This is a genomic window from Aciduliprofundum sp. MAR08-339 (assembly GCF_000327505.1).
Classification (GTDB): Archaea; Thermoplasmatota; Thermoplasmata; order Thermoplasmatales; family Aciduliprofundaceae; genus Aciduliprofundum.
The window spans coordinates 158,670-183,138 of record NC_019942.1 but is presented as its reverse complement, the minus strand read 5'-3'; the positions used below and the strand labels follow the sequence as shown (position 1 = coordinate 183,138).

Sequence of the window (24,469 nt, the reverse complement as noted above, 5' to 3'; positions counted from 1 at the left end):
GCAATGGGCAGAATTTCACGGTTTTTCAAGCCAAAACCCAAAGAAAAACCGAAAAAGCTAATCAAGACCTCTTGGTGGTACTACATTTTCTTAATAGCTCTGCTAATAACAACATCTTGGCTAGTTTTACTATGGCCAGAGCAAATTTCAGCTTTATACTTTGAGTTATGGTTACTCATACTCCAATTTCTTCATACTCCTATTAATTTTCAGATGTGGTGGTTTTTGATCTTCGTATTTATCGATGCTTGGGTTGGATGGCTCACAGTACCAGTGATTGAGATACCAAGCACAAAGGAACGGAAATTGTATGTAAGAACTTGGGAAGAGGGAGGATTACGCTATTTCAAGCTTGTGAATGGATTAACATATCTAATGAGTAAAAAGAAAGTAGTTAATAGGGGATTAAGGTGGACTGTAATAGCAGAGGTATCTAGAACGCCACAAGGATCTTATGTTGTGTATCAGACAAAGAATCTAGAGGTAAATCAGGAAATAATGTGGCAACGTGTAGCAGAGAGTCTTATCGAAGAACTAAAGAAGTACAGGGCCGAGAAAGAGCGTAAAGAAACGACACTCACATTAGATGAGTTAATAGATCTTGAAAAAGCAAGACATGGTAGAGGTGGTGAAGAGTGAATGAGAAGTTTCTGGAGTATTTGATGAAATCGAAGTGGACAACATTATTACTTATGGCAATTGCATTTGTATCAATAGCCGAAGTGGTGAACGTGCTCATATCTGGAGATTTGCAAGGCTCTTTACCAAACTACATAGGAGCTGTGATTTTCCTGTGGCTGATGTACATTCTTGCAATGCAAATAAAATATGAGAATTTACAGAGAAAGAGTTTTCTTGCATTGATGGCTGAGGCATTTCAAGGAATGCAGGAAAAAGAGTACACGTTCACATACATTCCTCAGAACAACTTACTCATAAAAATTGGTGGAAAGATATACATCCTTGAGGTCACAAAAATCAGCGAGGTGGAGAAAATTGAGAATGAGTAAGAGAACCACCCTAATACTTCTCATTTTTTTAGCTGTAACCCTAGGTTTTTCGCCTCAAATTCATGCCTCCAGCGGGTCCTATGTGGTGTTTCGTGCCAATGTTTCTCCAATGTACATTATGAATGTCAGCGCTCCAATTCATGTGATTGCCATCCCATTCCATGACAACAAACCGATTTATGGAAATCTACAGCTATACATAATGATAAATGGAATCAATGTGAACTACACCTATAAGACAACAATACAGATTCCTCCAGGCAGACAAAATACAATATACCTTCCAGCGATGGCTGAAGGGCATTATAACATCACACTTTATACAGATTACAATGGCATAAAATCAATGATTATAAAAGAAGATTTTGCAGTAGTTCCTGCACCTTTGCCATACGAATTAACCTTTTCAAATGATGGCTCAAAGATTATATTCAAGAGCAAGGTTTTAAATCAAACAGGACAGATAGATCCAAATACCACATTCCGGCTTGAAATCTATGTGTGGGATGGCATACAGGAGAACCTTGTTGATGTATTTACAAACGTAACAAATTTAACAATTAATGTACCTGCATCTTGGAAGACTGGAATACTCATCGTTGATGTTGTTGATCAATACGGATGGCGTAATGGAATGAGTGTAGATCTTGCACACTTTCAATTTCAGGGCTATCCTGCAGAATATGATTATGAGCAAATACACAGGTATCCCTTGGCTGGGCGAAGCTGGCCATGGTATGTAGGTGTGCTAATTTTTATTTTGGTGATGCTAACAGTAGCAAAGAGGTGGCTTGGAGATGGCGGAAGTGGAGAGGAGTAAAGGGAGCGTATACCAGCAATGGCATGAGGCGTTACTGGAGAATTACATCATAGTGTTTCAGACAGAGATAAAGAAGTTGAATTCTCTGCCGACAAGTGAATTCTGCATACCGTCTGGAGACATAGACGATCTCCTCGAAGTTGCAAAATTCTTTGAAGTAGAGATCCCAGAGGATGCGAATCTAAAGGATCTCAGAACTTTCAAGAAATACCTGGGTATCATAAAGAACAAGGCCAAGAAGACGGTACTGGAAGACCTCCGCCCGACGGATCCATATGCTCAGGTTATCAACACGCTAAAAGAGAATGATGTACGAGCCATGGAGGGGGAGAAGGTATGAGCTATACATATGTAGCACAAAAAATGAGAGAATACGATTTTTGGCTTCGTGAGAGTCGTCTTCTACCTGAGGATATTTCCCCTTTTCTGAAGAAGGCAATACTATTATCTGAAGAGGGCTACCGCCGAGGGGATTTGGATCGTAGAAAAGCAGTTCTGTTTGGTGTTGTATTCAGGGAGAAATATGGGTTCAAGTACCGGGTAGTATCTGATAGACACCTTGTCATAATTCCAAAATCTCCAGGGGAGTTGATGCGTGCATTTTTGAAGTATCCGCAGCTTTTAGCCATTATCGGGAACCGTCATTCTGGCAAAACAATTACCGCCTGGACCCTATCCCTTCAGGCGCTTGAGAAGATGCCTGATGCAATGATGTACGTGTATGGAGATGTTGATGGACTTGGTGAGCAAATTATAAAGATGAAGCCAGAGCTTGGGGAGAGGATAATCATAAAGAAATATTACAGTTTGCCACCACTGGATGGAAGAAAGAAAATCGTGCTTTACAATGAGTTAGCCCCGGCGCTCATGTCTAAAAAAGCACTTAGCAATGCGAATGTGGAGATGAACCTTCAAGCCCTGCGCTCCAGGCACTTGAGCACATGGGTGATCTATAATGTGATACGTACTGGTTCACTTGAGAGCACGCTGAGAGATACAGCAGACATAAAGATGTTCCGATGGACCACGGCAGAACTTCTTGCAAATACAATGCAGTACTTACCGAAAGGGTGGCAGGAGATTTTGAAAATCTGTACAAGTCTGAACATCAACGAAGGGCTTGTATTTGCCCCGGTCCCAGGCAAAGGAACAAAAATATTCATACATGAGACCAATCCACCACAGTGGCTTTTAGAAGCTGCGAAGAGAGCCAAGGAAGATACATTATTAATGATGGTGAAGAGCGAGAAGGAGAGGTACATTCTTGAGCGCATAGGGCGGTTATATGAAAAAGGTTTGGGTACGAAAGAGATAAAGCTGATCCTGGAGAGAGAGGGCATAAATCTAAGCGAGAGGAGCATACGGGCAAAACACAAGAATTGGAAGAAGTTGGTTGGGCTCTTGGATGAAGAAGTAGAAAAAAATAAATAGAATGGAGGTGATGAATATATGGGATGGAAAAATTTGAAATGGAAAATAAGTACTATATTCGGGATATTTGGGGCTATAATAGTAATAGAGGCGGTTGGTTTGGGGCAGTATATAGCGTCGGCCCTGACGGCATCATCCACAGAGAAAATGTGGATATGGTGGATGACTGGTGGAGTGATTTTGACATTTCTGATGATAGTAAATTATGCCATCTACAAGAGAAAGGAAAAAATAAAAAGGAGGGTAGCCTCATGAAAAAAGGAGAGAAAATGCTGATTATAATTCATCTTATTGGCATTGCATTTTTCTTTGGAATGGCTGCGTATACATGGATGCTATCGCACCCGTAGTGAGAACCAATGAAAGCGATCATCTACGCCAGGGTGAGCACGGAGGAGCAGAAGCGGAAGGGCTACAGCATAGAGGCACAGATAGAGGCATGCAGAGCGTATGCGAAGGCGAAGGGCTGGGATGTGGTTTTGGAATTCAAAGAGGCAAAGAGCGGCAAGAGTGCAGAGAACAGAGAGCAGCTCCAGCGTGCTTTAACTTTTTTAGAGGAGGGCGGAGCGGACATTCTTTTAGTATGGCGCCTGGACAGATTGACCCGTTCAATCATAGATTTTCAGAAAATACTTGAGCGGGTAGGTCCCAAGATCTCCTCCGTGGTAGAAGGTTTGGATATGAGTACCTCGGCAGGGAGATTCGTTGCAAATATCCTTATTGCGTTTGCACAATACGAGAGGGAGAGTATAGGAGAGAGAACGAAGCTTGGACTAGAGAGGGCAAAGAAAGAAGGTAAACACATAGGGAGAAGGGCCAAGTATCCAGATGAGATTGCAGAGAAGGTGAGAAGATTGGCACAAAGAGGATTCTCCAGGAGAGAGATTTCTGAGAAGTTAGGAATCCCAGATAGTGCAATAAGATCTATCCTGTATTACCGGAAATCATAAGAAAAAAATTTCCGCCCTTTTTCCGGGGTTTTTGTCAGCAAACGGACGGTTCATGACTGTTTTTATCTCACAAATCCCGTATTTTACACAACTTTTCAAATTCTTATATTATCGCTGTGGGGTGTGTGGTGGGGAAGATTTTTCTCTTACCATGTAATATGTATATATAGATATTCAACTTTGAAGTTGAAGGAAAGGCAAAACCAAGAAGATGAAAATGTAAACGGCCCACCCAGCAAAGGCGGCAATGGCCAGAGCAAGCGCTGCAGCTATTCCGTGCAGATAGAGCCAGACCCCAAATATGCCAAAGCCCCAGAAGAGGAGAGAGAAAAGGATCCAGCCTAAAAGTTCCTTGGGGGTCATTTTATTCTCTGAGCAGCCCAGATCTCTTTCTTTTTTCTAAAATCTCTTTTTTTACCTCCTCTTATTACAATAACCTCTGCGCCCATATCTTTGTAATCTTCAATGACTTCATTAAAGTAATCCCTTGGTAATTTCCCAGGATCCAAGATTACAATTGCCAGATATTTGACTTTTCTTTTATATCTTTTTACTTCTTCATATCCCTTTGATAAAGTTGAACGATTATATGCAAATTTCAGTTCCAATCCAAACTTATCATCAATAATTAGATCCACAGATTTTGGCTGGAAAGTAATCCTATGTCCTTTGTATTTCCATATGAGATATGCTTTTAGATGCTCCTTAAATGCCATTTCATCTACAAAAGAAGTATCTGCAGCAGTAGGAGCATAATCCTCCTCAATATCCCTTAACAGTCCATAAAAGAATGTTTCATCAGGATCTTCAAATTTCCATTCAACTTTTTCACTTGTGGGTGGAGGCCTGTACTGTCCCCTTTCAGGAGCTACATATTGCTCAGGCTCATACTCAATTTCCTCAACTCCTTCTTCCTCCTCTGAAACTTTACTCTCCTGCGGTGAGATCTGGGCCTCTTCCTCTATTTTCTCCATTTCTTCAATGTAATAGTCCATAATGTCTTTGATTGGTATTTTTCTATCTTTTGCATCTTCAATAACCTCTTTCAACTTGAAAAGTTTGTATACATAGTTCACATAATCTTCCTTTTTGTAATATCCTCTTTCGGGCATTTCTGGTCCTTCAAGATCATAATCCTTTATCATCTTTTTAAGATCTCTGGTGGTATATCTCTCTAAAATCATCCGCTTTACCTGCTTCTGAAGATTTTTCTTCTTTATGGCTGCAGCCGTGGCCTTGCCAGTCTTGACTATGGCCCGGCCCATACTTTTCCCGATTTTTTTAAATAGTCCCATTCAAGCCACCTCATACTATTCTCCATCATTCTTTATCTTGAGGCCCTTCTTTTTGGCAATCTCTCTTATCTCGGGACCTATCACCGGGTCCTGGAGGGCCCAATCAATGTGAAAGCAGGAATCAGAATGGCACAAATCGCAATACAAAGTAAGATATTTGCCATTTGGCTTGAGCCAGATGTTGAAGATTTCCTTCTTTCCACCGTGAATGTCGTATGCGGTTATGTGGTCCGTGTAGGTGTTGATATCCACAATCCAGTGCAACCTCTTTCTTTGTGCTTCAAGCTCGTCTTCAGGCATGGAAGCCATCTCATCAATCTCTTTCAGTTTCTCCGCTATAATACGGCCCTTCTTTGTGAGCTTTACCATTTTTGCAGATCTACCCTTGTATTGTGTTTCTATCATTTCAATATAACCTTCGTTTGCAAGTTTATTAACGGTATTTTGTAGAGCATAATAATTTTTAATTAAAGATTGAAGAGATGAGATATAAATTGGCTTATCTGAATTTAATAGTTCTTTTAAGATTGTTGCCGCATGCTTTTCATTTAAAGATGACTTACTACTCACAACTGATAATTATGTAACTATAATATTTAGGATTTAATTTTATAACTTATAATTGCAAAATAAAAACTTTTAAATACTTTAAAAGTATTACTTATAATTGTAAAATATAAGGTGATAGGAATGGAGTTGGTGTTAAAGGTGCAGGAGTTAGGGAGGATAGCAATACCAAAGCACGTGAGAGAGATTTTGAACATTGAGCCAGGAGACATTGTGAAGATAGAGATCAAAGATGTGATCCACACAGCGCAGGAGGTGGCGGCGGATGCTCCCTGATGTTACCGTACCTGAGGGAATAGTGCAGCGGATCATAGATGACATTTTCGTGAACGAGGTGGATCATCGCCCGGATCTGATGTATGTGGAATATGAGACCGTGCACACAATAGTGAGGCTCACGATTCTGAGGCTTGAACGGCTTGGCGTGTTCGACAGGGCGAAGCTGAACGAGTTTGCGGAGGTGAGTGAGTGAGAGAGTGCCCCTATTGCGGAGCAAATGACTGGGAATATATTGGTTTTCACGGGGGATTTAAGGAATACAGATGTAAAAGATGTGGGGGAGTAATCGCATTTGATTACACGGATCATCTAACTGGATCTGGTCAGAAATTTTTGAGTGAGTTTGCGGAGGTGAGCGGGGAATGATATACAAATGTGAAATCTGGAATAGTTACGGAAAAGATGGCTATTGGACTGAGGTTGATGTTGTTGGCGAGGATTTTCTCACAGAGTTCAGGCGAAGATTCGGGCATCTCCGTTTTCGCAATGTGAAGATGCTACACCCACTCACAGGCGAGTGGATAGATGCAGGGGTGAGCGGGGAATGAAGCTGAGAGAGAAGGAGTTTTTGGATGAGTACTGCCGCGGCAGAACGCTTGAAGAGTGCTTTGAGATGCGCAAAAAGATTAATGGTGACGAGTAATGATGCGTGGGCAGCTGCGGCTGGACGATTACAAGGATCCGTTTGCATCTTTTGTTTTGCCACGCTATTTTGAGGGCCGTCCAGTTTATGAGCAGCTGAAAATCATTGCCTTGAAACTCGCATCTGAAAAGGAAACAATCACGGCTGATGACCTACGAGAGTACTGCCCTCCTGGAGTGAACAAGAAGGTGCTGGGTGCCGTGATCGGGGCACTGAAAAGGAAAGGTTATCTCAAAGAGGTTGGTGTGGTGAAGTCAGGGGTTCCAAGCAATCACGGGCGTGTAATCTGGGTGTACCGAATAACCGATGAAGGAAGATCTTATCTTTTTGAGATGCTGGAAGAGGATGGGATGTCTGGCCTTGGGGAGCTGAAGTACTCCCCGGGCCCTGATGTTGGGGTGAGGGAGTGAGTTATAACCGTGATGAATTTCTGATGTGGATGTATAACGAGAGATATCGGCGAGCAACGATAGACGATTATGATCGTAGACTGAGGAGGATTTTTCAGCAGATAGATCTTAACAACATCTCAAAAACTGATCTCACATTATGGCTAATGGATCAGGAGATGCAAAGGGGTAAAGTTGCATTAAACCATGACATAAAGGCGATAAACGCATATATGAGATTTCTGGGTAAGGATATAAAGCTTAAAACCTGGGCCACCCGTAGCGTAAGGGAGATATATATTCCATCGGAGGAAGATATGGAATTCATATTAAACTTCAAATGGCCTAATCCAGGGATTACCAGGAGAAACCAGTTAATTGTAAGGTATGCGTTTTTAGCCTTGAGGAGATCCGAGATTGCTAATTTAAATGTAGGAGATGTTAATGAAAGGTGGATCAGCATAAGAGACAGTAAGATGAATGTATCTAGGAAAATTCCAATGCCAAAGGAGGTATGGAAATTAACCTATGATTATATCAAATATTACAGGATTCCATCTGACAAATATGCACTTTTCACCACATCCCAAGGGAGGATCCACATAAAGACCATAGGGACTATTTTCTGGACCATAGCGAAGGCCTTGGGTAAGCCATTGCATCCTCACAGTTGCCGACATTGGAGGGCCGTGGATCTTTATTTAAAGGGTGTGGATCTTGAGGCAATAAGGCAGTATTTGGGCCATGCAAAGCTATCCACCACTCAGATTTATCTCAAGTCATTACTGAGCTCAATAACTCTATCTCAGATTTACGAGAAGGATAACCTATTTGGAGGATATGATGTAGAAACCCACGAAATAAAGGAAAAATAGAGGAGGTGATATATGTGAAAAGTTCAAATTTGGATGGGACCGGTAAAATAAGAAATGGGGCCGACCGGATTGAGAGAATTTTAAGGCACTACAAACGGATTTACCCAAATACAATTTTTAGAGATGAAGATCTTAGGAAACTCTTAGAGGAATGGGCAGAGAAAGGTTATGCAAAAATCCCTACAGAAGGAGAATTATTGGCTCTTTTGGAGGGAGAGATATGATAATGGTGAACAGAAAACCCTGGGTAGTTATTTTGAAGATGCTGGAAGGTGAGGAGGTTGAAAGAATTGGTAATTTACATAGAGGTAAGGGACAAGATCATTAAGTTCTATGGTGGGCCACAAGAAGCGGTAGAGTTTCTTAAACTATTTGGAGAGGGTGAGGCGAGGATAATATGATCCTGGACAACAGGGTTATACTGGAGAAGATCCGTGCGTTTTTCCAGAACCCTGTTGGATTCCCAGATCTACCCAGGTATATCGTAGCTGTATGGAGAGTTTCCAGAACAGATGATTTCAAGACCGCAGAAGAACTAATCACAGAGAAAACAATAACAGGGGCTATTTTTAACACAGAACGAATGGATGATCTGAGAGGGCTTTATTTCATTTTAACAAGGGAAGATATCATAGATCTGAGATTGTATCAGATCACACCGCAGAGGATTGCATTCTTGCTTGAGATGCTGGGGGTGAAGGCTTGATTTTCTCTTTTTTTAACTCGAAGTTTAGAAGAAGTTTAGATTATTCTAAACTTGGGGCATGGGCATTGATGGGGGGTGTTGCATAAGATGCCCAGTAAAAAAATTTCCAATTATGAGATTTTAAAAATGATCCAGCAAGGTATGAATGCTGGAGAAATAGCATTTAAGGTAGGATTATCTAAAGGTGCAATTTCGCAAAGGATAAAAAAATTGATAGAGATGGGATTAATAGAATTAGACATAGAGAAAACGGCATTTCAACAATCTCTCACGCTCAAGCATGTTAAGTATTACAGGCTCACAGAGAAGGGGAAGGAGGAAGTTTACAAAAGCATCACAGGGGGTGAGGCAGGTGCGAAGATGCCGAGGGTGCGAGGGGTGCATAATGTTCAGTTCAAGATGGCGATAAAGAAGGATGCAGATTTCTGGTATGATCATGAGGTTGCGTTAAAGGGATGGGTGAGGAAATACACCTGGATTGGAAATGTGAATGTTGAGAAGACGACGAAGCACATAATCATAAGATTTGGAGTAGAGGACCCGGACCCATGGCGAGCGGCATACAAGGCGCTTGAGACGGTGCTGAATGTAAAGCGTCTCCTGGAAGAAGCAGCAGGATATGAGTTAGGGGATCCTGTACAGATAGGCAAACCAAAATGGGAGATCCTGGGAGATCCTGTAGCTGAAGAAGTATCAAAGAAGCAGGTAGTGGTGACAGAGCATGGAGCGATAGACAGCACGCCAGAGCCGGGCACGTTGCATTTTTACGATGTGGAAGATGTGATAACATACCTTGAGATGCCGAGGAAGATCAGGGAGATAGAGCAGGAGGTAAAACAATTTCCAGGGCTGGCGGTAGAGATTTCAAAGGCAGTGGCTGAAACAGTAGCGATGGAGGTAAGCAAGAGCGTGGTAGATGCGATTTTGCACCCTGAGAAGTATGTTAAGAAATCTTCGCAGGACCTGGAATCCAGGAGCGAAGAAATTTTAGAGGAGGTGGAGGGATACGCATGAAGATTCTTTTATTCTGGAATGGGAAGGTATCGGTTGCGTCATACAAATTAAAGGTTGAGGACATTGTAAACATTGCATATGATACGAAGACAAGAGTCAAATTTCTACAGTATGGCACATTAAGAGAGTTAGGCAAGCGTTTTATCTGGCTGGAAGCGGATGGAGATATTGAGGCATTCATTCGAGCTATGAAAGATAAAATGTATGAGGTGTACACAGAATGGTGAGAGAGCTCAAGCGCGGACAGATACGCAAAATCATTGAGGAAGCGATGAGGTTATCTGCAACGATAACCCTTCGGGAGACGATAAGTTTAGATGATATTTACAAAATTGCAGAAGCTCTAAAAGGAGAGCCGCTGACGAGGAGAGAGAAGTTAATCATCTCAGGCATAGTGAGCTATGACTATCCAAGGGCCAACAAGAGCAGAGGAGGGGGTCAAAAATCGAGATTGCAAATTCTCATAGTATTTTAAAGGCTCTGCTTGTTTCCTTCAACTTTCAAGTTTATTTAAAGGAGAAACATAATAATCATGCTGTATGCGAACACATGTCAGAAGGGATGGGATGCGTAAGAGCATACTCAGCTTTATTTTTATTGCTCTTGCGTTAGTGATTGCAGCATTTATGTTTTCTCCAGCAGTGCATGCCTTGGCTCCAGAAGGCTTAACAGCAACATACAGCAACGGGAACGTAACGCTATCATGGAACCCGGTAACGAATGCAACATTATACAAGATATATAGGGGCAACTCGTCAGGGAATGAGAGTTATTATGCGAACACAACAAACACGACATACATAGACACGAATGTTACGGTAGGGCACACATATTACTATTATGTCACGGCGGTTGTAAACGGTAACGAGACGAACAAGAGTGAAGAGGTATACATCACAATTGAGAGCACATCAGGCGGAGGCGGAACGGTAGACATAAAGCAGTATTTGCAGTTCAACTCATATCTGCTGTACACGTCGTTATTCTTGCTTGCTGTAGGTATTCCACTCTATTTCTTCGGTGCCAAAAAGCACCATGATGTGGCAAAGTACGCAGTTTTGCTTGGATTCGTGCTTTTTGTGATCTCCTGGGGTTATGCATATTTCAACATGGATGTGAACAACATCACGCTCTACAATGCGACTCTGAACACGCTGCTTGTGGGTGTTGGGATATTCATGCTGATAGTTGGTGCAGTTATCTACATTGCGAAGGAGAAGACACATGAGGATGTTGCGAAATTCTCAGCAGCGTTTGGAATCTTGCTTCTGATCTTTGCGTACATTGTGCAGCACTGGCTCTGAGGTGGTGGCAATGAACAAGATTGGAGCATTACTCATCATCTCATTTTTTGTGTTCTCGGCGTTTGCAATCTTCGGTGCAGGCGGAGCACACGCAGCAATCACGCAGAGCGATATACTTTTCGAGTACGACTTCTACAAGGGCAGTTCGCAGCAGAATGGAACCGAGATAATCGATGCAAGTGGAAACGGAAACAACGGGCAAATTGAGGGAACGCCCACATGGAACAATAATAGCATTCATTTCGATACTGGTCAACGTGTGGTAACAAATGCTACGCTTTCCACCGATTACACAATAATACTTGATGTTTCCATACCGACTCTTCCATCATCCCTTGGCAGCACCATTTCAGCACTCCAAATCAAAAACTCATCTGGAATAATAATATCCGTCTATTTTTACACTGACAACAATCTATATGTAAGATATGGTTCAACCGGCTACAACACAAACATAACAGTGAACGTGAATACAGAATACTTTATTGTTCTAAAACAAACTTCCACCTACTTCTCCGTATCCGTGAACGGCAATGAGAGAAATAATCTCAGCGCTATTGCGACAAGCGGGCTCTATTCCTTCTATATCGGCTGTTCACCGGGAACATACGACCAATCAGATGTGGATTATTCTTTTATAGCGGCGTATAATCGTGTACTGACCAGCGATGAAATTACAGATGTGCAGAACCAAATAGGCGGGCAATCCAGCGGCGGAGGAAACGGCGGAGAAACTACTAATGCATTATCAGTATCTTGGATATCTGGTTCTCCCTTCACTATCGGTGCCGGAACAGAAATATCAGCCACGATTGCCGGTCAAACGCAGTTCGTACATCCTTCCGTGGTGTATTTCCCAGACAACAGCCCAGCCGGTTACCACTACGTGATGGCAATCACACCATATCCCAACACAGAAAATCAGTATGAGAATCCGAGCATAGCATTTTCAAACGACTTAGTACACTGGACAGAGGACGGCGTGTCTAATCCGCTCGTGACACCATCGGAATTGAACATGAACTATCTTTCAGACCCTAATTTACTATACGCCAACGGCCAGTTTTACCTGTATTTTAGAGGTTCTTCTTCCAATGGAACTTACATCTACCTCATTACAAGTGAAGACGCTCATCACTGGAGTCAGCCTCAACTAGTTCTGACAACTGATTCACTCCTGTCTCAATCGATAATATACGATAACGGCGTTTTTAGAATGTGGGGACAATCAGATGTAAACGGCCAACGGGTAATTGCATATTACACCTCCACAGATGGAATTCACTGGACAAAAGTGGGCACCAGTGCACCTGTAACAGTGACTTACGACAACACGACATATCAGTTCTGGCATCTGGAAGTCAGGAAGGCAGGGAACAAATATTACATGCTTGCCACGTTCTGCCAGGTTGGCACCAGTGGCGGCACTCCACGCGCAAATTTCTGGCTCGAAAGCGATGACGGCCTGAACTGGACTGGCTATTCTACTCCCGTTCAGACAAATTCCAACACATTATCTACAGCAGGCATTTATAAATCAACATTCTGGATATATGACAACACGGTGAACATAATATATTCATACATGAACAGCGACGGAACATGGCATATTGCATACACTTCGACAGCGTTTACCGCACCAGATACGAGCAACGTGATATCCAACAGCAGTAGCAATAACAGTGGTGGCGGAGGAGACAACGGTACGGGTGGAAATAACGGTACAACGAACGGCACAGGTGGAGCAGGCATGCCAACTGGAAATGCAAGCGCAATCTGGAACATTCTGAACACGAAGATAACAATCGGTGGCTATGCTGTGCGTGTCTGGATGCTCCTGGCTGCCGCTGTAGTCGTACTACTGCTTGTCGGGCGGAGGCGGTGAAATGCTTTCCGTTCTTTATTCTTTCTTGCTTCTAACGACCGCCGTTCTGGGTGGCATATCGGGGTGGTTACTTTGGACTTCATAGCCTTTACCATTTTTATTGCGATCGCATTTTTCATAGCCTTCGTGGTTTCAGTGATAATGAAGCTTCTCGTTGTGAGATTTGTGCCGTTTCTCGCAGCGATACCGTTTTGGGGCTGGATAATAATAGTGTTACTTGCAATTTTTGCCCTGCAAGGTTTTGGCGTGGACGTTAAATCTGGATTTGCCCAGGTGCTGAAAGGAATGGCACGTTATCTTGAAGGAGGTGGATAAATGGGCAAGGCAGCAGGTGCAATTTTAACGTTTGCTGGATTCATACTCTTCGGATTTGGAGTTTACATTCTTCCATTTGGAACGGACATTTATCTGCATTTCTGGGTTGTAAACGTGTTCAATGGCGACTGGGTTAAAGGTGCGATAGCGGCGAATCTCTTTGCGTTATTCATAATAGCAGTTGGGTTTGCATTACTCTGGAAAGAAGGAAAAGAGCCCAAGCTTGTGGAACGGAAAAAGAAGACAAGAAAGAAAACGAACCGAAAAGGAGGGAACGAAAAATGGCAAAGGCTCTGAAAATTCTGGCAATAATCTCGCTGCTCACACTTACCTCCCTACTTCCTCTTTTTTCTTTCAATGCAGATGCAATGATCGATGGCGGCGGAACCACGGGTCCAACTCCAGGAACATATAACATCTATAAGCCGTGTTACAAATATATTGCTGGCACGGATTACATAGAGGACTTCATCACATTCATAGATAATGATGCATATGAAAGTGGGGTTGTCAATGAGCCGTATCATTTCCTTGCCTCAATCTGGGCGGGATACAACAATCAGCGTGTAGGTGTAAGTTTCTTTCTCAATTATGGTCACGTGTATGCTAATCAGGTGGATATCGGTCATAATGCAAGATTTATATTCTATCAAGAAAAAAGTTGGGTTGGTGATCTATGGAAAGATGAAAACAAAACAGTGCATTATTACAACATCACGGCAGGATGGTCACAGCTATCCCCAGCCCCTGCTGGATCTGCTGAGAATGCACAGGGTTATTATTCCAATACAAGTTTTTTAACATCGTCATCTGAGTTTTATCCAGGCATATTTGGAATTGATGTTTATGTCTATGTTACATCTAGTGGATACAAAAAAGTTGCAACGATATACGGTTACTTCACATCAGGAGTTGCAAGTGTAAAGAATGTGCATGATGCAGCTGTATGGAAAGAGGGAGAGCAACCTTACACTTCAATAGAAATATCTCTTAGTGAGGGCAAATGGGATGTTTCATTGTGGTATGGAGGCACAACTCCTCCAATTGAGGTAGAAAAAGGCAAAGTTACAAACAGTGAAGGAAAACTCATAAAGGATTTTGGAGAATGGAGCGGAGTAACAAAGACATTCAGGTACAATTTCACACAAAATGACTCTTCAGGAATTTACGTGTGGATCATAACATCATTATATGGAGACTCATTGTTAAGCTCATACTCATGGACAGTTTATAACAACAAGCCCGATGTACATCCACCAAGAGTTACCGTAACACGTACCGGATTGTTCAAACAGGGTGCTGAGGTGCATTTTTACATAAAGGCGTTTGATGACAACTCTTCGCAGATCAAGGTCTGGGTAATAGCATGGTTTGGAAACAATATGTATCAGATGCCAGATCCTGCAACCAATCTTATAGTTGCGTATTTCAAGCCATTCGTAATCAAGAATGGAGGATCTGCAGACTGGGGAGTACAGCTCAATTATTATGGAAACATAAATTTGAACATAATATCAGAGGATAAGGATGGCAACTGGAACATAACGAGAGTTCAGTATTTCGTTGATAAAGCCTCTGGTGGAGGATATACCATCTACGCCCCGTGGTTCATGTGGCCATGGGAAGACACGACACATCTAATACTCTTACTCATAGGACTTCTCTTCTTACTATCGTCACGCAGTCCACTATTCAGAATAATAGGGCTTGTGTTGGTTGCGATATCATTTGTACGATTTGACTGGCTCCAGGCACAGTTGAGTAATTATTTCACCTTCAAACCTCCTGGGGGGATACTATGAAGAGAGCAGCATTTACATTGTTTATTCTGATGATTATAGCAATACCCGCTGGTGCACCAGCATACGGTGCAAACACAGATACCTATGCGATTGTGCACACAGATGAGGGCAGATTTTCAGAAGTTGTAACAGTTGGAAACAGCATCTACATTCTTTTTGACACATCGATATACGAGTACAATACAACAACACATGAGTTCAAGCGCAAATTTGACATAGGGCTAAACTACATAGGTGTTGATTTCACTTATAAAAATGGTAGCTTTTACATAGCGGGATATCAGGTGAAAACACACATTAACTCGGGAGGTGGAAATAATCCGGTAATAACCTGCCCGCTACCAGCAGATGGGAATTTTGACATATACAATTTCACAATCTGGCAGACAAACAGGAATTTTGGCATCATAAAAACTGTAACACTTTCAAAAGAGCTGTATGGAGGTGGCTATCAAACGGCAATTGATGCAATGCATGTTGTATTTGGAAACAATCTCGTGGTTGCAATCTCGGGTTATAATGAAGATTTAGAGTCACAGGTTGAGAGTTATGTGTACGAAGTAAACATGCAGACTGGTGCATTCATACAAAAATTGAATTTCACAGAGAGAATAAACGGCATTGCATTTTACAACTCAACATATTACATCAATCTCGCAGGAAAGAGCATCGATATGTACGATGAAAATTTCAGTAAAATAAAAAGTTTCACAGGTACGACATATGGAATGCATTTTATTGGGATGGATTTCAGTGCTGGAAAGGCATATCTGGTTGGGCACAGTATAGGCACGAATGGCATTATAAAAGCTTTCCTGGAGATTTTAACGTCTGATTTGAGTGCAGATATATTTTACCTGCAGTACAACGACACAGAGCAGTTCAATGCTGTAAAACACTTTGGAAACTATACGTATGTTGTTGGAAACAATAACGAGGTATATATTTTCGATGAGGAAAACAAACTTGTTGGAAACTACAGAAATGATATGAGTCATGCATACGATCTCTATGATTCCCAGTATAAATCAATAAGATCTACACCAGTGCCCATGAAAATTGTTGCATTCCAGAGTGCAAATGGAAACACGATAGTGATGTGGGGAGGCTATTATGAGAGTGATAATGTAATATATGCATACTTCATCAGCACTGACAGGCCTGCAAATTGGGTACCGTACAATTTTGGTGGTGCAGGATTTGAAACGATTTCAAACACCTGGGAGCATTATAAATACTATATCATAGCCGCGGGTGTTTTGGTATTTTTGATGGTAATATCAGGAGGTGGTAGACATGAGTAGAAAGGGTTTATTTTACAAGCCTGCGAAGCACAAGAAGCTTGCAGAAATAATAAGTCTTGAGAGCCCAAGCAAAGCAAGGAGATCAGTGAGCATTTTAAGAAGAATGTTCAGGAGGGCAAAGACGAGAAAAGAGAAGAGGACGATCAAGCAGGCAACGGTGCTGGCGGCAAACAGAGCGAGAGCAGCATCAAAGCGGAAGGATCTAAGCAGGAGAGAAAGGAAACAGCTTCGGGAAGAGGCAGATATTTACACGCAGGCGTACAAGGAGATGGAGCTATGAAAGTTTTAGAGATAAACGGAGAGTATTACATCAGGGATGGCAAGGTTTTACGCAGGGCGACGTTAGAGGAGGCAATAGATGCCTTGCTGGAAGAGATAAGGAAGATACATAGTGAGCATGGAGAAGGTGATTAGTCGTGGGAGATGAGATCAAGATACTGGTGAAGGTTCAGAGTGGCAAGGAAGTTAGGAAGTTTTCAGTAAGGCACTATTTACCCTCAAGAATAAAGTTTTCACAATTTTTTGAAGATTTGAAGGTAGAGATCGGTACGATTTTAGAGGAGATATTAAGGAGGTGATAAGTCATGGCTGAAGATGTAGAGATTGAGAAGATAGTTAATGCAGTTCTGCGGGCAATAGAGGAGAAAGAGAAGAGAAAGGAAGAAGATGAGAGGAAGAGGGCGAAGTATATTAAGAAGATCTGGAAATATTTTCCAGGGGCGAAGACAAAAGGAATCAGTACTGAAGAGTTAAGGGAAATGTCAGAGAAGCTTGATGAATTTGCCAAAAAGGTCGGATATATACCCGCAAAATCAACAGAAGTGAAGACATCATTCTTTGGAGAGAACAAAAAACGCAAGATAGCAATTATAATGATTCTAATAGTGGCGATTATTGGTGCGGCAATATCAAAGCTTTTCATGGGGTGGTGAGCAATGGGCAGAATTTCACGGTTTTTCAAGCCAAAACCCAAAGAAAAACCGAAAAAGCTAATCAAGACCTCTTGGTGGTACTACATTTTCTTAATAGCTCTGCTAATAACAACATCTTGGCTAGTTTTACTATGGCCAGAGCAAATTTCAGCTTTATACTTTGAGTTATGGTTACTCATACTCCAATTTCTTCATACTCCTATTAATTTTCAGATGTGGTGGTTTTTGATCTTCGTATTTATCGATGCTTGGGTTGGATGGCTCACAGTACCAGTGATTGAGATACCAAGCACAAAGGAACGGAAATTGTATGTAAGAACTTGGGAAGAGGGAGGATTACGCTATTTCAAGCTTGTGAATGGATTAACATATCTAATGAGTAAAAAGAAAGTAGTTAATAGGGGATTAAGGTGGACTGTAATAGCAGAGGTATCTAGAACGCCACAAGGATCTTATGTTGTGTATCAGACAAAGAATCTAGAGGTAAATCAGGAAATAATGTGGCAACGTGTAGCAGAGAGTCTTATCGAAGAACTAAAGAAGTACAGGGCCGAGAAAGAGCGTAAAGAAACGACACTCACATTAGATGAGTTAATAGATCTTGAAAAAGCAAGACATGGTAGAGGTGGTGAAGAGTGAATGAGAAGTTTCTGGAGTATTTGATGAAATCGAAGTGGACAACATTATTACTTATGGCAATTGCATTTGTATCAATAGCCGAAGTGGTGAACGTGCTCATATCTGGAGATTTGCAAGGCTCTTTACCAAACTACATAGGAGCTGTGATTTTCCTGTGGCTGATGTACATTCTTGCAATGCAAATAAAATATGAGAATTTACAGAGAAAGAGTTTTCTTGCATTGATGGCTGAGGCATTTCAAGGAATGCAGGAAAAAGAGTACACGTTCACATACATTCCTCAGAACAACTTACTCATAAAAATTGGTGGAAAGATATACATCCTTGAGGTCACAAAAATCAGCGAGGTGGAGAAAATTGAGAATGAGTAAGAGAACCACCCTAATACTTCTCATTTTTTTAGCTGTAACCCTAGGTTTTTCGCCTCAAATTCATGCCTCCAGCGGGTCCTATGTGGTGTTTCGTGCCAATGTTTCTCCAATGTACATTATGAATGTCAGCGCTCCAATTCATGTGATTGCCATCCCATTCCATGACAACAAACCGATTTATGGAAATCTACAGCTATACATAATGATAAATGGAATCAATGTGAACTACACCTATAAGACAACAATACAGATTCCTCCAGGCAGACAAAATACAATATACCTTCCAGCGATGGCTGAAGGGCATTATAACATCACACTTTATACAGATTACAATGGCATAAAATCAATGATTATAAAAGAAGATTTTGCAGTAGTTCCTGCACCTTTGCCATACGAATTAACCTTTTCAAATGATGGCTCAAAGATTATATTCAAGAGCAAGGTTTTAAATCAAACAGGACAGATAGATCCAAATACCACATTCCGGCTTGAAATCTATGTGTGGGATGGCATACAGGAGAACCTTGTTGATGTATTTACAAACGTAACAAATTTAACAATTAATGTACCTGCATCTTGGAAGACTGGAATACTCATCGTTGATGTTGTTGATCAATACGGATGGCGTAATGGAATGAGTGTAGATCTTGCACACTTTCAATTTCAGGGCTATCCTGCAGAATATGATTATGAGCAAATACACAGGTATCCCTTGGCTGGGCGAAGCTGGCCATGGTATGTAGGTGTGCTAATTTTTATTTTGGTGATGCTAACAGTAGCAAAGAGGTGGCTTGGAGATGGCGGAAGTGGAGAGGAGTAAAGGGAGCGTATACCAGCAATGGCATGAGGCGTTACTGGAGAATTACATCATAGTGTTTCAGACAGAGATAAAGAAGTTGAATTCTCTGCCGACAAGTGAATTCTGCATACCGTCTGGAGACATAGACGATCTCCTCGAAGTTGCAAAATTCTTTGAAGTAGAGATCCCAGAGGATGCGAATCTAAAGGATCTCAGAACTTTCAAGAAATACCTGGGTATCATAAAGAACAAGGCCAAGAAGACGGTACTGGAAGACCTCCGCCCGACGGATCCATATGCTCAGGTTATCAACACGCTAAAAGAGAATGATGTACGAGCCATGGAGGGGGAGAAGGTATGAGCTATACATATGTAGCACAAAAAATGAGAGAATACGATTTTTGGCTTCGTGAGAGTCGTCTTCTACCTGAGGATATTTCCCCTTTTCTGAAGAAGGCAATACTATTATCTGAAGAGGGCTACCGCCGAGGGGATTTGGATCGTAGAAAAGCAGTTCTGTTTGGTGTTGTATTCAGGGAGAAATATGGGTTCAAGTACCGGGTAGTATCTGATAGACACCTTGTCATAATTCCAAAATCTCCAGGGGAGTTGATGCGTGCATTTTTGAAGTATCCGCAGCTTTTAGCCATTATCGGGAACCGTCATTCTGGCAAAACAATTACCGCCTGGACCCTATCCCTTCAGGCGCTTGAGAAGATGCCTGATGCAATGATGTACGTGTATGGAGATGTTGATGGACTTGGTGAGCAAATTATAAAGATGAAGCCAGAGCTTGGGGAGAGGATAATCATAAAGAAATATTACAGTTTGCCACCACTGGATGGAAGAAAGAAAATCGTGCTTTACAATGAGTTAGCCCCGGCGCTCATGTCTAAAAAAGCACTTAGCAATGCGAATGTGGAGATGAACCTTCAAGCCCTGCGCTCCAGGCACTTGAGCACATGGGTGATCTATAATGTGATACGTACTGGTTCACTTGAGAGCACGCTGAGAGATACAGCAGACATAAAGATGTTCCGATGGACCACGGCAGAACTTCTTGCAAATACAATGCAGTACTTACCGAAAGGGTGGCAGGAGATTTTGAAAATCTGTACAAGTCTGAACATCAACGAAGGGCTTGTATTTGCCCCGGTCCCAGGCAAAGGAACAAAAATATTCATACATGAGACCAATCCACCACAGTGGCTTTTAGAAGCTGCGAAGAGAGCCAAGGAAGATACATTATTAATGATGGTGAAGAGCGAGAAGGAGAGGTACATTCTTGAGCGCATAGGGCGGTTATATGAAAAAGGTTTGGGTACGAAAGAGATAAAGCTGATCCTGGAGAGAGAGGGCATAAATCTAAGCGAGAGGAGCATACGGGCAAAACACAAGAATTGGAAGAAGTTGGTTGGGCTCTTGGATGAAGAAGTAGAAAAAAATAAATAGAATGGAGGTGATGAATATATGGGATGGAAAAATTTGAAATGGAAAATAAGTACTATATTCGGGATATTTGGGGCTATAATAGTAATAGAGGCGGTTGGTTTGGGGCAGTATATAGCGTCGGCCCTGACGGCATCATCCACAGAGAAAATGTGGATATGGTGGATGACTGGTGGAGTGATTTTGACATTTCTGATGATAGTAAATTATGCCATCTACAAGAGAAAGGAAAAAATAAAAAGGAGGGTAGCCTCATGAAAAAAGGAGAGAAAATGCTGATTATAATTCATCTTATTGGCATTGCATTTTTCTTTGGAATGGCTGCGTATACATGGATGCTATCGCACCCGTAGTGAGAACCAATGAAAGCGATCATCTACGCCAGGGTGAGCACGGAGGAGCAGAAGCGGAAGGGCTACAGCATAGAGGCACAGATAGAGGCATGCAGAGCGTATGCGAAGGCGAAGGGCTGGGATGTGGTTTTGGAATTCAAAGAGGCAAAGAGCGGCAAGAGTGCAGAGAACAGAGAGCAGCTCCAGCGTGCTTTAACTTTTTTAGAGGAGGGCGGAGCGGACATTCTTTTAGTATGGCGCCTGGACAGATTGACCCGTTCAATCATAGATTTTCAGAAAATACTTGAGCGGGTAGGTCCCAAGATCTCCTCCGTGGTAGAAGGTTTGGATATGAGTACCTCGGCAGGGAGATTCGTTGCAAATATCCTTATTGCGTTTGCACAATACGAGAGGGAGAGTATAGGAGAGAGAACGAAGCTTGGACTAGAGAGGGCAAAGAAAGAAGGTAAACACATAGGGAGAAGGGCCAAGTATCCAGATGAGATTGCAGAGAAGGTGAGAAGATTGGCACAAAGAGGATTCTCCAGGAGAGAGATTTCTGAGAAGTTAGGAATCCCAGATAGTGCAATAAGATCTATCCTGTATTACCGGAAATCATAAGAAAAAAATTTCCGCCCTTTTTCCGGGGTTTTTGTCAGCAAACGGACGGTTCATGACTGTTTTTATCTCACAAATCCCGTATTTTACACAACTTTTCAAATTCTTATATTATCGCTGTGGGGTGTGTGGTGGGGAAGATTTTTCTCTTACCATGTAATATGTATATATAGATATTCAACTTTGAAGTTGAAGGAAAGGCAAAACCAAGAAGATGAAAATGTAAACGGCCCACCCAGCAAAGGCGGCAATGGCCAGAGCAAGCGCTGCAGCTATTCCGTGCAGATAGAGCCAGACCCCAAATATGCCAAAGCCCCAGAAGAGGAGAGAGAAAAGGATCCAGCCTAAAAGTTCCTTGGGGGTCATTTTATTCTCTGAGCAGCCCAGATCTCTTTCTTTTTTCTAAAATCTCTTTTTTTACCTCCTCTTATTACAATAACCTCTGCGCCCATATCTTTGTAATCTTCAATGACTTCATTAAAGTAATCCCTTGGTAATTTCCCAGGATCCAAGATTACAATTGCCAGATATTTGACTTTTCTTTTATATCTTTTTACTTCTTCATATCCCTTTGATAAAGTTGAACGATTATATGCAAATTTCAGTTCCAATCCAAACTTATCATCAATAATTAGATCCACAGATTTTGGCTGGAAAGTAATCCTATGTCCTTTGTATTTCCATATGAGATATGCTTTTAGATGCTCCTTAAATGCCATTTCATCTACAAAAGAAGTATCTGCAGCAGTAGGAGCATAATCCTCCTCAATATCCCTTAACAGTCCATAAAAGAATGTTTCATCAGGATCTTCAAATTTCCATTCAACTTTTTCACTTGTGGGTGGAGGCCTGTACTGTCCCCTTTCAGGAGCTACATATTGCTCAGGCTCATACTCAATTTCCTCAACTCCTTCTTCCTCCTCTGAAACTTTACTCTCCTGCGGTGAGATCTGGGCCTCTTCCTCTATTTTCTCCATTTCTTCAATGTAATAGTCCATAATGTCTTTGATTGGTATTTTTCTATCTTTTGCATCTTCAATAACCTCTTTCAACTTGAAAAGTTTGTATACATAGTTCACATAATCTTCCTTTTTGTAATATCCTCTTTCGGGCATTTCTGGTCCTTCAAGATCATAATCCTTTATCATCTTTTTAAGATCTCTGGTGGTATATCTCTCTAAAATCATCCGCTTTACCTGCTTCTGAAGATTTTTCTTCTTTATGGCTGCAGCCGTGGCCTTGCCAGTCTTGACTATGGCCCGGCCCATACTTTTCCCGATTTTTTTAAATAGTCCCATTCAAGCCACCTCATACTATTCTCCATCATTCTTTATCTTGAGGCCCTTCTTTTTGGCAATCTCTCTTATCTCGGGACCTATCACCGGGTCCTGGAGGGCCCAATCAATGTGAAAGCAGGAATCAGAATGGCACAAATCGCAATACAAAGTAAGATATTTGCCATTTGGCTTGAGCCAGATGTTGAAGATTTCCTTCTTTCCACCGTGAATGTCGTATGCGGTTATGTGGTCCGTGTAGGTGTTGATATCCACAATCCAGTGCAACCTCTTTCTTTGTGCTTCAAGCTCGTCTTCAGGCATGGAAGCCATCTCATCAATCTCTTTCAGTTTCTCCGCTATAATACGGCCCTTCTTTGTGAGCTTTACCATTTTTGCAGATCTACCCTTGTATTGTGTTTCTATCATTTCAATATAACCTTCGTTTGCAAGTTTATTAACGGTATTTTGTAGAGCATAATAATTTTTAATTAAAGATTGAAGAGATGAGATATAAATTGGCTTATCTGAATTTAATAGTTCTTTTAAGATTGTTGCCGCATGCTTTTCATTTAAAGATGACTTACTACTCACAACTGATAATTATGTAACTATAATATTTAGGATTTAATTTTATAACTTATAATTGCAAAATAAAAACTTTTAAATACTTTAAAAGTATTACTTATAATTGTAAAATATAAGGTGATAGGAATGGAGTTGGTGTTAAAGGTGCAGGAGTTAGGGAGGATAGCAATACCAAAGCACGTGAGAGAGATTTTGAACATTGAGCCAGGAGACATTGTGAAGATAGAGATCAAAGATGTGATCCACACAGCGCAGGAGGTGGCGGCGGATGCTCCCTGATGTTACCGTACCTGAGGGAATAGTGCAGCGGATCATAGATGACATTTTCGTGAACGAGGTGGATCATCGCCCGGATCTGATGTATGTGGAATATGAGACCGTGCACACAATAGTGAGGCTCACGATTCTGAGGCTTGAACGGCTTGGCGTGTTCGACAGGGCGAAGCTGAACGAGTTTGCGGAGGTGAGTGAATGAGAGAGTGCCCCTATTGCGGAGCAAATGACTGGGAATATATTGGTTTTCACGGGGGATTTAAGGAATACAGATGTAAAAGATGTGGGGGAGTAATCGCATTTGATTACACGGATCATCTAACTGGATCTGGTCAGAAATTTTTGAGTGAGTTTGCGGAGGTGAGCGGGGAATGATATACAAATGTGAAATCTGGAATAGTTACGGAAAAGATGGCTATTGGACTGAGGTTGATGTTGTTGGCGAGGATTTTCTCACAGAGTTCAGGCGAAGATTCGGGCATCTCCGTTTTCGCAATGTGAAGATGCTACACCCACTCACAGGCGAGTGGATAGATGTAGGGGTGAGCGGGGAATGAAGCTGAGAGAGAAGGAGTTTTTGGATGAGTACTGCCGCGGCAGAACGC

Annotated in this window: 45 protein-coding genes; 39 read left to right on the top strand and 6 right to left on the bottom strand. The window is 41.8% G+C overall.

Going from position 1 to position 24,469, the window contains the following annotated elements; translation table 11 throughout:
- The first annotated feature begins 3 nt into the window (after positions 1-3).
- From ACIM339_RS01040 to ACIM339_RS01010, 7 genes are read left to right on the top strand one after another with little or no spacing between them, the layout of a single operon-like run.
- Positions 4-639, top strand: coding sequence for a hypothetical protein (locus ACIM339_RS01040; RefSeq protein WP_015282737.1), 636 nt, complete (start codon positions 4-6; stop codon positions 637-639).
- Positions 636-1,010, top strand: a complete 375-nt coding sequence (locus tag ACIM339_RS01035) for a hypothetical protein (protein ID WP_015282736.1) — start codon at positions 636-638, stop codon at positions 1,008-1,010. The genes ACIM339_RS01040 and ACIM339_RS01035 overlap by 4 nt, the downstream gene beginning before the upstream one ends.
- Positions 1,003-1,830 carry a hypothetical protein gene (locus tag ACIM339_RS01030; protein WP_015282735.1) on the top strand — a complete coding sequence of 276 codons (828 nt, stop codon included), beginning with the start codon at positions 1,003-1,005 and terminating at the stop codon, positions 1,828-1,830. The genes ACIM339_RS01035 and ACIM339_RS01030 overlap by 8 nt, the downstream gene beginning before the upstream one ends.
- Positions 1,808-2,170, top strand: a complete 363-nt coding sequence (locus tag ACIM339_RS01025) for a hypothetical protein (RefSeq protein WP_015282734.1) — start codon at positions 1,808-1,810, stop codon at positions 2,168-2,170. The genes ACIM339_RS01030 and ACIM339_RS01025 overlap by 23 nt, the downstream gene beginning before the upstream one ends.
- Positions 2,167-3,261 (top strand): hypothetical protein, encoded by a 1,095-nt coding sequence (locus tag ACIM339_RS01020; RefSeq protein WP_015282733.1) that lies wholly within the window; start codon positions 2,167-2,169, stop codon positions 3,259-3,261. The genes ACIM339_RS01025 and ACIM339_RS01020 overlap by 4 nt, the downstream gene beginning before the upstream one ends.
- 23 nt (positions 3,262-3,284) lie before the next feature.
- Positions 3,285-3,611, top strand: a complete 327-nt coding sequence (locus ACIM339_RS01015; RefSeq protein ID WP_048103655.1) for a hypothetical protein — start codon at positions 3,285-3,287, stop codon at positions 3,609-3,611.
- 9 nt (positions 3,612-3,620) lie between these two features.
- Complete coding sequence (locus tag ACIM339_RS01010; protein ID WP_015282731.1) at positions 3,621-4,211, top strand: recombinase family protein; 591 nt, start codon at positions 3,621-3,623, stop codon at positions 4,209-4,211.
- A 174-nt stretch (positions 4,212-4,385) separates the two neighbouring features.
- Here ACIM339_RS01010 and ACIM339_RS01005 read toward each other — a convergent pair whose 3' ends face one another.
- The 3 genes from ACIM339_RS01005 to ACIM339_RS00995 form a co-directional block, all read right to left on the bottom strand.
- Entirely contained in the window at positions 4,386-4,574 is a 189-nt protein-coding gene (locus ACIM339_RS01005) for a hypothetical protein (RefSeq protein WP_015282730.1), read from the bottom strand.
- Complete coding sequence (locus ACIM339_RS01000) at positions 4,571-5,395, bottom strand: hypothetical protein (protein WP_162007666.1); 825 nt, start codon at positions 5,393-5,395, stop codon at positions 4,571-4,573. The genes ACIM339_RS01005 and ACIM339_RS01000 overlap by 4 nt, the downstream gene beginning before the upstream one ends.
- A gap of 126 nt (positions 5,396-5,521) precedes the next feature.
- Positions 5,522-5,911 (bottom strand): PadR family transcriptional regulator, encoded by a 390-nt coding sequence (locus ACIM339_RS00995; RefSeq protein WP_337954330.1) that lies wholly within the window; start codon positions 5,909-5,911, stop codon positions 5,522-5,524.
- Between the two features lie 285 nt (positions 5,912-6,196).
- Between ACIM339_RS00995 and ACIM339_RS07805 the strand changes: the two genes are divergently transcribed.
- From ACIM339_RS07805 to ACIM339_RS00875, 28 genes are all read left to right on the top strand, one after another.
- A complete protein-coding gene (locus ACIM339_RS07805) occupies positions 6,197-6,349 on the top strand; it encodes an AbrB/MazE/SpoVT family DNA-binding domain-containing protein (RefSeq protein ID WP_015282727.1) in 153 nt (50 codons plus the stop codon).
- Complete coding sequence (locus tag ACIM339_RS00990; RefSeq protein WP_015282726.1) at positions 6,339-6,545, top strand: hypothetical protein; 207 nt, start codon at positions 6,339-6,341, stop codon at positions 6,543-6,545. The genes ACIM339_RS07805 and ACIM339_RS00990 overlap by 11 nt, the downstream gene beginning before the upstream one ends.
- A complete protein-coding gene (locus tag ACIM339_RS07890; protein WP_015282725.1) occupies positions 6,542-6,718 on the top strand; it encodes a hypothetical protein in 177 nt (58 codons plus the stop codon). Before ACIM339_RS00990 ends, ACIM339_RS07890 begins: the two co-directional genes overlap by 4 nt.
- Positions 6,715-6,900, top strand: a complete 186-nt coding sequence (locus ACIM339_RS00985) for a hypothetical protein (RefSeq protein ID WP_015282754.1) — start codon at positions 6,715-6,717, stop codon at positions 6,898-6,900. Before ACIM339_RS07890 ends, ACIM339_RS00985 begins: the two co-directional genes overlap by 4 nt.
- A gap of 94 nt (positions 6,901-6,994) precedes the next feature.
- Positions 6,995-7,405, top strand: coding sequence for a hypothetical protein (locus ACIM339_RS00980; RefSeq protein WP_015282722.1), 411 nt, complete (start codon positions 6,995-6,997; stop codon positions 7,403-7,405).
- Complete coding sequence (locus ACIM339_RS00975; RefSeq protein WP_162007665.1) at positions 7,402-8,259, top strand: tyrosine-type recombinase/integrase; 858 nt, start codon at positions 7,402-7,404, stop codon at positions 8,257-8,259. Before ACIM339_RS00980 ends, ACIM339_RS00975 begins: the two co-directional genes overlap by 4 nt.
- Before the next feature lie 14 nt (positions 8,260-8,273).
- Positions 8,274-8,483 carry a hypothetical protein gene (locus tag ACIM339_RS00970; protein WP_015282753.1) on the top strand — a complete coding sequence of 70 codons (210 nt, stop codon included), beginning with the start codon at positions 8,274-8,276 and terminating at the stop codon, positions 8,481-8,483.
- Positions 8,484-8,656: 173 nt separating this feature from the next.
- Positions 8,657-8,965 carry a hypothetical protein gene (locus ACIM339_RS00965; protein ID WP_015282751.1) on the top strand — a complete coding sequence of 103 codons (309 nt, stop codon included), beginning with the start codon at positions 8,657-8,659 and terminating at the stop codon, positions 8,963-8,965.
- An 87-nt stretch (positions 8,966-9,052) separates the two neighbouring features.
- Positions 9,053-9,979 (top strand): winged helix-turn-helix domain-containing protein, encoded by a 927-nt coding sequence (locus ACIM339_RS00960; RefSeq protein ID WP_048103657.1) that lies wholly within the window; start codon positions 9,053-9,055, stop codon positions 9,977-9,979.
- Positions 9,976-10,206 (top strand): hypothetical protein, encoded by a 231-nt coding sequence (locus ACIM339_RS00955; RefSeq protein ID WP_015282749.1) that lies wholly within the window; start codon positions 9,976-9,978, stop codon positions 10,204-10,206. The genes ACIM339_RS00960 and ACIM339_RS00955 overlap by 4 nt, the downstream gene beginning before the upstream one ends.
- On the top strand, positions 10,200-10,454 hold the full coding sequence (locus tag ACIM339_RS00950) for a hypothetical protein (RefSeq protein ID WP_015282748.1): 255 nt from the start codon (positions 10,200-10,202) through the stop codon (positions 10,452-10,454). The genes ACIM339_RS00955 and ACIM339_RS00950 overlap by 7 nt, the downstream gene beginning before the upstream one ends.
- Positions 10,455-10,545: 91 nt before the next feature.
- The gene (locus ACIM339_RS00945; protein WP_015282747.1) at positions 10,546-11,283 is read left to right on the top strand and encodes a hypothetical protein; all 738 of its coding nucleotides are present in this window, start codon (positions 10,546-10,548) and stop codon (positions 11,281-11,283) included.
- Positions 11,284-11,293: 10 nt separating this feature from the next.
- Positions 11,294-13,168 carry a hypothetical protein gene (locus tag ACIM339_RS00940; RefSeq protein WP_015282746.1) on the top strand — a complete coding sequence of 625 codons (1,875 nt, stop codon included), beginning with the start codon at positions 11,294-11,296 and terminating at the stop codon, positions 13,166-13,168.
- A gap of 63 nt (positions 13,169-13,231) precedes the next feature.
- Positions 13,232-13,483 (top strand): hypothetical protein, encoded by a 252-nt coding sequence (locus ACIM339_RS00935; protein ID WP_015282745.1) that lies wholly within the window; start codon positions 13,232-13,234, stop codon positions 13,481-13,483.
- Entirely contained in the window at positions 13,484-13,780 is a 297-nt protein-coding gene (locus tag ACIM339_RS00930; protein ID WP_015282744.1) for a hypothetical protein, read from the top strand.
- Positions 13,765-15,285, top strand: coding sequence for a hypothetical protein (locus ACIM339_RS00925; RefSeq protein ID WP_015282743.1), 1,521 nt, complete (start codon positions 13,765-13,767; stop codon positions 15,283-15,285). Before ACIM339_RS00930 ends, ACIM339_RS00925 begins: the two co-directional genes overlap by 16 nt.
- Positions 15,282-16,589, top strand: coding sequence for a hypothetical protein (locus ACIM339_RS00920; protein ID WP_015282742.1), 1,308 nt, complete (start codon positions 15,282-15,284; stop codon positions 16,587-16,589). Before ACIM339_RS00925 ends, ACIM339_RS00920 begins: the two co-directional genes overlap by 4 nt.
- Positions 16,582-16,869 (top strand): hypothetical protein, encoded by a 288-nt coding sequence (locus ACIM339_RS00915; protein ID WP_015282741.1) that lies wholly within the window; start codon positions 16,582-16,584, stop codon positions 16,867-16,869. The genes ACIM339_RS00920 and ACIM339_RS00915 overlap by 8 nt, the downstream gene beginning before the upstream one ends.
- Positions 16,866-17,003 (top strand): hypothetical protein, encoded by a 138-nt coding sequence (locus ACIM339_RS07885; protein ID WP_015282740.1) that lies wholly within the window; start codon positions 16,866-16,868, stop codon positions 17,001-17,003. The genes ACIM339_RS00915 and ACIM339_RS07885 overlap by 4 nt, the downstream gene beginning before the upstream one ends.
- Positions 17,004-17,005: 2 nt before the next feature.
- Positions 17,006-17,167 (top strand): hypothetical protein, encoded by a 162-nt coding sequence (locus ACIM339_RS07880; protein WP_015282739.1) that lies wholly within the window; start codon positions 17,006-17,008, stop codon positions 17,165-17,167.
- A 6-nt stretch (positions 17,168-17,173) separates the two neighbouring features.
- A complete protein-coding gene (locus ACIM339_RS00910; protein ID WP_015282738.1) occupies positions 17,174-17,521 on the top strand; it encodes a hypothetical protein in 348 nt (115 codons plus the stop codon).
- A gap of 3 nt (positions 17,522-17,524) precedes the next feature.
- Positions 17,525-18,160 carry a hypothetical protein gene (locus ACIM339_RS00905; protein WP_015282737.1) on the top strand — a complete coding sequence of 212 codons (636 nt, stop codon included), beginning with the start codon at positions 17,525-17,527 and terminating at the stop codon, positions 18,158-18,160.
- The gene (locus tag ACIM339_RS00900) at positions 18,157-18,531 is read left to right on the top strand and encodes a hypothetical protein (protein WP_015282736.1); all 375 of its coding nucleotides are present in this window, start codon (positions 18,157-18,159) and stop codon (positions 18,529-18,531) included. Before ACIM339_RS00905 ends, ACIM339_RS00900 begins: the two co-directional genes overlap by 4 nt.
- Positions 18,524-19,351, top strand: coding sequence for a hypothetical protein (locus tag ACIM339_RS00895; protein WP_015282735.1), 828 nt, complete (start codon positions 18,524-18,526; stop codon positions 19,349-19,351). The genes ACIM339_RS00900 and ACIM339_RS00895 overlap by 8 nt, the downstream gene beginning before the upstream one ends.
- On the top strand, positions 19,329-19,691 hold the full coding sequence (locus ACIM339_RS00890; protein ID WP_015282734.1) for a hypothetical protein: 363 nt from the start codon (positions 19,329-19,331) through the stop codon (positions 19,689-19,691). Before ACIM339_RS00895 ends, ACIM339_RS00890 begins: the two co-directional genes overlap by 23 nt.
- Entirely contained in the window at positions 19,688-20,782 is a 1,095-nt protein-coding gene (locus ACIM339_RS00885) for a hypothetical protein (RefSeq protein ID WP_015282733.1), read from the top strand. The genes ACIM339_RS00890 and ACIM339_RS00885 overlap by 4 nt, the downstream gene beginning before the upstream one ends.
- A 23-nt stretch (positions 20,783-20,805) precedes the next feature.
- Positions 20,806-21,132: a hypothetical protein gene (locus ACIM339_RS00880; protein ID WP_048103655.1), complete on the top strand. Its 327-nt coding sequence runs from the start codon at positions 20,806-20,808 to the stop codon at positions 21,130-21,132.
- Between the two features lie 9 nt (positions 21,133-21,141).
- Entirely contained in the window at positions 21,142-21,732 is a 591-nt protein-coding gene (locus ACIM339_RS00875; RefSeq protein WP_015282731.1) for a recombinase family protein, read from the top strand.
- A 174-nt stretch (positions 21,733-21,906) separates the two neighbouring features.
- Here the strand turns inward: ACIM339_RS00875 and ACIM339_RS00870 are convergent, their stop codons facing one another.
- The 3 genes from ACIM339_RS00870 to ACIM339_RS00860 all read right to left on the bottom strand — a co-directional run bounded on the left by ACIM339_RS00870 (position 21,907) and on the right by ACIM339_RS00860 (position 23,432).
- Complete coding sequence (locus ACIM339_RS00870) at positions 21,907-22,095, bottom strand: hypothetical protein (RefSeq protein WP_015282730.1); 189 nt, start codon at positions 22,093-22,095, stop codon at positions 21,907-21,909.
- A complete protein-coding gene (locus ACIM339_RS00865; protein WP_162007666.1) occupies positions 22,092-22,916 on the bottom strand; it encodes a hypothetical protein in 825 nt (274 codons plus the stop codon). Before ACIM339_RS00865 ends, ACIM339_RS00870 begins: the two co-directional genes overlap by 4 nt.
- A gap of 126 nt (positions 22,917-23,042) precedes the next feature.
- On the bottom strand, positions 23,043-23,432 hold the full coding sequence (locus ACIM339_RS00860) for a PadR family transcriptional regulator (RefSeq protein ID WP_337954330.1): 390 nt from the start codon (positions 23,430-23,432) through the stop codon (positions 23,043-23,045).
- Between the two features lie 285 nt (positions 23,433-23,717).
- Here ACIM339_RS00860 and ACIM339_RS07800 point away from each other — a divergent pair, with 285 nt between their 5' ends.
- The 4 genes from ACIM339_RS07800 to ACIM339_RS00850 are packed head-to-tail and all read left to right on the top strand — an operon-like array spanning position 23,718 to position 24,421.
- Positions 23,718-23,870, top strand: coding sequence for an AbrB/MazE/SpoVT family DNA-binding domain-containing protein (locus ACIM339_RS07800; protein WP_015282727.1), 153 nt, complete (start codon positions 23,718-23,720; stop codon positions 23,868-23,870).
- Complete coding sequence (locus tag ACIM339_RS00855; RefSeq protein WP_015282726.1) at positions 23,860-24,066, top strand: hypothetical protein; 207 nt, start codon at positions 23,860-23,862, stop codon at positions 24,064-24,066. The genes ACIM339_RS07800 and ACIM339_RS00855 overlap by 11 nt, the downstream gene beginning before the upstream one ends.
- Positions 24,063-24,239: a hypothetical protein gene (locus ACIM339_RS07875; protein WP_015282725.1), complete on the top strand. Its 177-nt coding sequence runs from the start codon at positions 24,063-24,065 to the stop codon at positions 24,237-24,239. Before ACIM339_RS00855 ends, ACIM339_RS07875 begins: the two co-directional genes overlap by 4 nt.
- On the top strand, positions 24,236-24,421 hold the full coding sequence (locus ACIM339_RS00850; RefSeq protein WP_015282724.1) for a hypothetical protein: 186 nt from the start codon (positions 24,236-24,238) through the stop codon (positions 24,419-24,421). Before ACIM339_RS07875 ends, ACIM339_RS00850 begins: the two co-directional genes overlap by 4 nt.
- The last annotated feature ends 48 nt before the right edge of the window (positions 24,422-24,469 follow it).

Coding starts and splice junctions, on each gene's coding strand:
- ACIM339_RS01030 (WP_015282735.1), top strand. CDS start 1,003: ATGAGTAAGAGAACCACCCTAATACTTCTCATTTTTTTAGCTGTAACC.
- ACIM339_RS07885 (WP_015282740.1), top strand. CDS start 16,866: ATGAAAGTTTTAGAGATAAACGGAGAGTATTACATCAGGGATGGCAAG.
- ACIM339_RS00990 (WP_015282726.1), top strand. CDS start 6,339: ATGCTCCCTGATGTTACCGTACCTGAGGGAATAGTGCAGCGGATCATA.
- ACIM339_RS00860 (WP_337954330.1), bottom strand. CDS start 23,432: ATGATAGAAACACAATACAAGGGTAGATCTGCAAAAATGGTAAAGCTC.
- ACIM339_RS07805 (WP_015282727.1), top strand. CDS start 6,197: ATGGAGTTGGTGTTAAAGGTGCAGGAGTTAGGGAGGATAGCAATACCA.
- ACIM339_RS00850 (WP_015282724.1), top strand. CDS start 24,236: ATGATATACAAATGTGAAATCTGGAATAGTTACGGAAAAGATGGCTAT.
- ACIM339_RS00995 (WP_337954330.1), bottom strand. CDS start 5,911: ATGATAGAAACACAATACAAGGGTAGATCTGCAAAAATGGTAAAGCTC.
- ACIM339_RS00870 (WP_015282730.1), bottom strand. CDS start 22,095: ATGACCCCCAAGGAACTTTTAGGCTGGATCCTTTTCTCTCTCCTCTTC.
- ACIM339_RS00920 (WP_015282742.1), top strand. CDS start 15,282: ATGAAGAGAGCAGCATTTACATTGTTTATTCTGATGATTATAGCAATA.
- ACIM339_RS00940 (WP_015282746.1), top strand. CDS start 11,294: ATGAACAAGATTGGAGCATTACTCATCATCTCATTTTTTGTGTTCTCG.
- ACIM339_RS01020 (WP_015282733.1), top strand. CDS start 2,167: ATGAGCTATACATATGTAGCACAAAAAATGAGAGAATACGATTTTTGG.
- ACIM339_RS07800 (WP_015282727.1), top strand. CDS start 23,718: ATGGAGTTGGTGTTAAAGGTGCAGGAGTTAGGGAGGATAGCAATACCA.
- ACIM339_RS01005 (WP_015282730.1), bottom strand. CDS start 4,574: ATGACCCCCAAGGAACTTTTAGGCTGGATCCTTTTCTCTCTCCTCTTC.
- ACIM339_RS00985 (WP_015282754.1), top strand. CDS start 6,715: ATGATATACAAATGTGAAATCTGGAATAGTTACGGAAAAGATGGCTAT.
- ACIM339_RS00945 (WP_015282747.1), top strand. CDS start 10,546: ATGCGTAAGAGCATACTCAGCTTTATTTTTATTGCTCTTGCGTTAGTG.
- ACIM339_RS00925 (WP_015282743.1), top strand. CDS start 13,765: ATGGCAAAGGCTCTGAAAATTCTGGCAATAATCTCGCTGCTCACACTT.
- ACIM339_RS00855 (WP_015282726.1), top strand. CDS start 23,860: ATGCTCCCTGATGTTACCGTACCTGAGGGAATAGTGCAGCGGATCATA.
- ACIM339_RS01015 (WP_048103655.1), top strand. CDS start 3,285: ATGGAAAAATTTGAAATGGAAAATAAGTACTATATTCGGGATATTTGG.
- ACIM339_RS00930 (WP_015282744.1), top strand. CDS start 13,484: ATGGGCAAGGCAGCAGGTGCAATTTTAACGTTTGCTGGATTCATACTC.
- ACIM339_RS00980 (WP_015282722.1), top strand. CDS start 6,995: ATGATGCGTGGGCAGCTGCGGCTGGACGATTACAAGGATCCGTTTGCA.
- ACIM339_RS00890 (WP_015282734.1), top strand. CDS start 19,329: ATGGCGGAAGTGGAGAGGAGTAAAGGGAGCGTATACCAGCAATGGCAT.
- ACIM339_RS00865 (WP_162007666.1), bottom strand. CDS start 22,916: ATGATTTTAGAGAGATATACCACCAGAGATCTTAAAAAGATGATAAAG.
- ACIM339_RS07875 (WP_015282725.1), top strand. CDS start 24,063: ATGAGAGAGTGCCCCTATTGCGGAGCAAATGACTGGGAATATATTGGT.
- ACIM339_RS00910 (WP_015282738.1), top strand. CDS start 17,174: ATGGCTGAAGATGTAGAGATTGAGAAGATAGTTAATGCAGTTCTGCGG.
- ACIM339_RS00955 (WP_015282749.1), top strand. CDS start 9,976: ATGAAGATTCTTTTATTCTGGAATGGGAAGGTATCGGTTGCGTCATAC.
- ACIM339_RS00960 (WP_048103657.1), top strand. CDS start 9,053: ATGCCCAGTAAAAAAATTTCCAATTATGAGATTTTAAAAATGATCCAG.
- ACIM339_RS01010 (WP_015282731.1), top strand. CDS start 3,621: ATGAAAGCGATCATCTACGCCAGGGTGAGCACGGAGGAGCAGAAGCGG.
- ACIM339_RS01025 (WP_015282734.1), top strand. CDS start 1,808: ATGGCGGAAGTGGAGAGGAGTAAAGGGAGCGTATACCAGCAATGGCAT.
- ACIM339_RS00895 (WP_015282735.1), top strand. CDS start 18,524: ATGAGTAAGAGAACCACCCTAATACTTCTCATTTTTTTAGCTGTAACC.
- ACIM339_RS00915 (WP_015282741.1), top strand. CDS start 16,582: ATGAGTAGAAAGGGTTTATTTTACAAGCCTGCGAAGCACAAGAAGCTT.
- ACIM339_RS00905 (WP_015282737.1), top strand. CDS start 17,525: ATGGGCAGAATTTCACGGTTTTTCAAGCCAAAACCCAAAGAAAAACCG.
- ACIM339_RS00885 (WP_015282733.1), top strand. CDS start 19,688: ATGAGCTATACATATGTAGCACAAAAAATGAGAGAATACGATTTTTGG.
- ACIM339_RS01000 (WP_162007666.1), bottom strand. CDS start 5,395: ATGATTTTAGAGAGATATACCACCAGAGATCTTAAAAAGATGATAAAG.
- ACIM339_RS01040 (WP_015282737.1), top strand. CDS start 4: ATGGGCAGAATTTCACGGTTTTTCAAGCCAAAACCCAAAGAAAAACCG.
- ACIM339_RS00965 (WP_015282751.1), top strand. CDS start 8,657: ATGATCCTGGACAACAGGGTTATACTGGAGAAGATCCGTGCGTTTTTC.
- ACIM339_RS00880 (WP_048103655.1), top strand. CDS start 20,806: ATGGAAAAATTTGAAATGGAAAATAAGTACTATATTCGGGATATTTGG.
- ACIM339_RS00875 (WP_015282731.1), top strand. CDS start 21,142: ATGAAAGCGATCATCTACGCCAGGGTGAGCACGGAGGAGCAGAAGCGG.
- ACIM339_RS00950 (WP_015282748.1), top strand. CDS start 10,200: ATGGTGAGAGAGCTCAAGCGCGGACAGATACGCAAAATCATTGAGGAA.